5 protein-coding genes are annotated in these 4,109 nt (G+C 73.1%); 2 read left to right on the top strand and 3 right to left on the bottom strand.

From position 1 onward, the window contains the following. Together V7E46_RS32780 and V7E46_RS32775 are read right to left on the bottom strand one after the other, a co-directional pair. On the bottom strand, nucleotides 1-792 hold a 792-nt coding region (locus V7E46_RS32780; RefSeq protein WP_333771811.1), incomplete at its 3' end, for a Ppx/GppA phosphatase family protein. A gap of 61 nt (nucleotides 793-853) precedes the next feature. Beyond that, nucleotides 854-1,762 (bottom strand): alpha/beta hydrolase, encoded by a 909-nt coding sequence (locus tag V7E46_RS32775; protein ID WP_333771810.1) that lies wholly within the window; start codon nucleotides 1,760-1,762, stop codon nucleotides 854-856. Between the two features lie 180 nt (nucleotides 1,763-1,942). Here V7E46_RS32775 and V7E46_RS32770 point away from each other — a divergent pair, with 180 nt between their 5' ends. Then, nucleotides 1,943-2,749: a hypothetical protein gene (locus tag V7E46_RS32770; RefSeq protein ID WP_333771809.1), complete on the top strand. Its 807-nt coding sequence runs from the start codon at nucleotides 1,943-1,945 to the stop codon at nucleotides 2,747-2,749. 1 nt (nucleotide 2,750) lies between these two features. Here the strand turns inward: V7E46_RS32770 and V7E46_RS32765 are convergent, their stop codons facing one another. Continuing rightward, nucleotides 2,751-3,023 carry a helix-turn-helix transcriptional regulator gene (locus tag V7E46_RS32765; RefSeq protein WP_329175890.1) on the bottom strand — a complete coding sequence of 91 codons (273 nt, stop codon included), beginning with the start codon at nucleotides 3,021-3,023 and terminating at the stop codon, nucleotides 2,751-2,753. A 50-nt stretch (nucleotides 3,024-3,073) separates the two neighbouring features. Here V7E46_RS32765 and map point away from each other — a divergent pair, with 50 nt between their 5' ends. Further along, entirely contained in the window at nucleotides 3,074-3,841 is a 768-nt protein-coding gene (gene map, locus V7E46_RS32760) for a type I methionyl aminopeptidase (RefSeq protein ID WP_333771808.1), read from the top strand. The last annotated feature ends 268 nt before the right edge of the window (nucleotides 3,842-4,109 follow it).

Genomic DNA, 4,109 nt, shown 5'->3' with positions numbered 1-4,109 from the left:
CCCCTCCGAGACCCCCGGCAGCCCGGACCGCTGCTGCGCCGTCATCCCGGCCAGCCGCGGCACCCACTCCTCCAGGGCTTCCCTGCGCAGCACCCGCTGCACGTACAGCCCCTCCGCGCTGCGGGCCGCGCCCGCGATCCTGGCCAGCTGCCGGAACGTCTTCGACGTCCCCACCGCGTGGTCGGACGGTCCGAGCCGGGCGAATTCCGCGACGGTCCTGGCGATCTCCGCCCTGACGTGCCGCCGCAGCTTGCGCACGTCCTGCGCGGACGGCGGGTCCCCCGGCAGCCACCCGCCGGTCAGCCGGCCCGCGCCCAGCGGCAGCGACACCGCCGCGTCCGGGTACTCGTCCATGCCGTAGCCGACTTCCAGCGAGCCGCCGCCGATGTCCAGCACCAGCAGCTTGCCCGCCGACCAGCCGAACCAGCGGCGTACCGCGAGGAAGGTCAGCCGTGACTCGTCCTCGCCGGACAGCACGGTCAGCCGCACCCCGGTCTCCTGCTCGACCCGCGCCAGCACCGCCTCGCCGTTGGCCGCCTCGCGCACCGCCGACGTGGCGAACGGCAGCACGTCCTCGGCTCCCTTGTCCTCCGCGACCCGCAGCGCGTCCGCGATCGTCCCGACCAGCCGGTCGACCCCGTCCTGGCTGATCGCGCCGTCCTCGTCCAGCAGTTCGGCGAGCCGCAGCTCCGCCTTGTGCGAATACGCCGGCAGCGGCCGCGCGCCCGGGTGCGCGTCCACCACCAGCAGGTGAACGGTGTTGGACCCCACGTCGAGCACTCCCAGTCGCATGGGCAGCACTGTAGTCAGCGCCGGGAGCTGCCGTGTTCCCCCCGGGAAAGGCCGCCCGCGGCTAGGACTTTCCGGGGGCAAGGGCACGGCGCAGGACGTCGCCCAGTTCGGCGATCTGCCGCTTCGAGACCTCGGCGGACGCGATCACCTGCGACCCGTGGAAGGTGCCGGGCCACTGGTGCAGTTCGACGGGTACGCCGGCCTGGAGCAGGCGCAGCGCGTACGCGATGTCCTCGTCGCGGTTCGGGTCGAACTCCGCGGTGGCGATGAAGGCGGGCGGCAGGCCGGACAGGTCCTCGGCCCGCGCCGCCACCGCGTAGGGGGTGGAAGCGGGCGTGGAGCCCAGGTAATGGCCCCACGACGTGGTGACGTTGTGCCGGTTGGACGAGGGGGTGTCGGTGAAGTGGCGTGCCGACCATGTCTCCTGCCGGTCGTCGAGCCCGGGCTGATGGAGCAGCTGGAAGCGGATCGGCGGCCCGCCCTGGTCACGCGCCCGCAACGCCAGCGCCGCCGCGAGCCCGCCGCCGCCGCTGTGGCCCGCGACCGCGATACGGTCCGGTTCCACACCGACTTCACCGGCCTGCGCCGCCGCCCAGGCCAGTACGGCGAAGGCGTCGTCCAGCGCGGCCGGGAACGGATTCTCCGGCGCCAGGCGGTAGGCCACCGAGATCACCACGGCGCCGGAGACCTGGGCGATCCGGCTGGCCCACGGGTGCTCGGTGTCCAAGTCGCCCATGACGCATCCGCCGCCGTGCAGCCAGATGACGGCGCCCTGCGCCTGCCGCGGCCGGTAGATCCGCACCGGCACATCGGGATCGGCGGGCACCATGCGGTCCTCGATCTCCAAGCCCGTGATGTCCGGCGCCGGCCCTGCGGCGACCCGCTCGGCGAGCTTCTTGCGCTCGGTGACCGGATCGGAGAAGTCGGGCAGGGGGACAAGCGGGATGAATGCTTCGAGTTCGGGATCCATGTGACCATCCTCATGGCCACGCCCCCCGGAGATCATCCCCCGTCCGGGTGAAGCATCCCTGCCACTGGCGTTCATCCGGCAGGTCGGGAACGACCGTGCGAGGGCGGTGCGGGGCGGCGGGAAACGATCGGGGGTGGCGGGTGACCGTATTCGGCGCATTCCGGTCTTAGGGTTGGGCCCGTGGCAAAGGCGAAGACCCGCAAGGGCGTGCAGCAGACCGGACCGGTGGCGACGGCTGACGAGGCAGGCCTCGACTTCGCCCGTGCCTGGGTGGAATTCGTCGACCCCGCCGACGAGGAACAGGTCTTCCGGTGCGACCTGACCTGGCTGACCTCCCGCTGGAACTGCATCTTCGGCAGCGGCTGCCAGGGGATCGTGGCCGGCCGAGCCGACGACGGGTGCTGCTCGCTCGGCGCGCACTTCTCCGATGACGACGACGAGAAGCGGGTCGCCGGGCATATGGCCCGGCTGACCCCGGACACCTGGCAGTTCCACGGGCTGGGCACCGGCGCCGGCGGCTCCTGGACCGAGGAGAACGAGGACGGCGAGCGGCAGACCCGCGTCGTGGACGGCGCCTGCATCTTCTCCAACCGGGCCGGTTTCTCCGGCGGCCAGGGCTGCGCGCTGCACGCCCTTGCCCTGCGCGAGAACCGCGAACCGCTGGAGACCAAGCCGGACGTGTGCTGGCAGCTCCCGATCCGCCGGACGTTCGACTGGGTCGACCGGCCGGACGACAGCCGCGTCCTGGTCGTCTCGATCGGTGAGTACGACCGCCGCGGCTGGGGCCCCGGCGGCCACGACCTGCACTGGTGGTGCACCTCCGCCACCTCGGCCCACGGCGGCGGCGAGCCCGTCTACGTCTCCTACCGCGCCGAGCTGACCGAACTCATGGGCGAAGCCGGCTACGCCGAACTCGTCACCGCCTGCGAGGCCCGCCTCGCCCGCGGCCTCCCGCTCCTCGCCCCGCACCCGTCCGACCCGGCCTGACTCACGCGGACAGAGCCACCTCCTCCTCGGCCTCCTGGCCGCACGCGGCGGCCAGGTCGTCGAGCGACAGCCCCACCGCGGCGGCGAGCGCCGCCACCGTGAAGAAGGCCGGCGTCGGCGCCCGGCCCGTCTCGATCTTGCGCAGCGTCTCCGCGGACACTCCCGCGGCCGCGGCGACCTCCACCATGCTGCGATCACCGCGCGCCTGGCGCATCAGCGCGCCGAACCGCTCTCCGCGCCGGTGTTCCCACGGGGTCAAAGGAGTTCTCACCATGCCCGTGATACTAATACCGGTATAAGTATTGGAGACAAGGGAGCCGCACCATGGTGGAGATCAAGACCGACACGGCACTGGACGCGATGCGCGAGGCGGGCCGGGTCGTCGCCCGGGCACTCGCCGCCGCCGAGGCGGCAGCGGCCGTCGGGGTGTCGCTGCGGGAACTCGACGAGGCGGCCCGCGCCGTCCTCACCGAAGCCGGCGCCGGATCCCCCTTCCTCGGCTACCGGCCGTCCTTCGCCCCCACCCCCTTCCCCGCCGTGATCTGCACCTCGGTCAACGACGCCATCGTCCACGGCATCCCCACCGACTACCGGCTCCGCGACGGCGACCTCGTCAGCGTCGACTGCGGCGCTGAACTCGACGGCTGGACCGGCGACGCCGCCGTCTCCTTCACCGTCGGCACCCCCCGCCAGGCCGACCTGGACCTCATCGCCGCGACCCGCAGGGCCCTGGACGCCGGCATCGCCGCGGCCGTCGCCGGCAACCGCATCGGTGACATCTCGCACGCGATCGGAACGGTCGCGCGGGAAGCGCGCTGCGGAATGCCGGCGGATTTCGGGGGGCACGGGATCGGGCGGCGCATGCATGAGGATCCCCACGTGCCGAACCGCGGGCGGGCCGGGCGCGGCTTCCCCCTCAAGCCGGGGCTGGCTCTCGCGATCGAGCCGATGCTGATGGCTGGGGGGCGGGACGAATACCACACCAGGGCGGATGGATGGACCCTCAGCACGGTCGACGGCAGCCGGGCGGCGCACATCGAGCACACGGTCGCCATCACCGCGGCCGGGCCGCGGGTGCTGACCTTGCTGTGACGGCTCCCGCGCCTGCGGCGTGCTGGTGCCGTCGTGGGGCGTGTGCAGGTCTCCCTGCGGGCGGTTGCGCGCCCGTGCGTGACGGCGTACCCCGGGGGTTTGCTCACCCACCGCGACAGGCAGCCGCAGAGCCGGGCCGGAGGGGAGGGTCCGGGGGTGTCCCCGCAGGACTGCGCACGCCCCCCGCAGAAACGTTTGCACAGAGCTCAGGTGCGCAGTCCGAGGAGACACCCCCGGACCCTCCCCTCCGGCCCGGCTCTGCGGCTGC

The sequence above is a fragment of the Streptomyces sp. IBSBF 2435 genome, assembly GCF_036815005.1.
In the GTDB taxonomy this organism is placed as follows: domain Bacteria; phylum Actinomycetota; class Actinomycetes; order Streptomycetales; family Streptomycetaceae; genus Actinacidiphila.
Note: the sequence above shows the minus strand (reverse complement) of the source record. Positions and strands in the feature narration are given on the sequence as shown.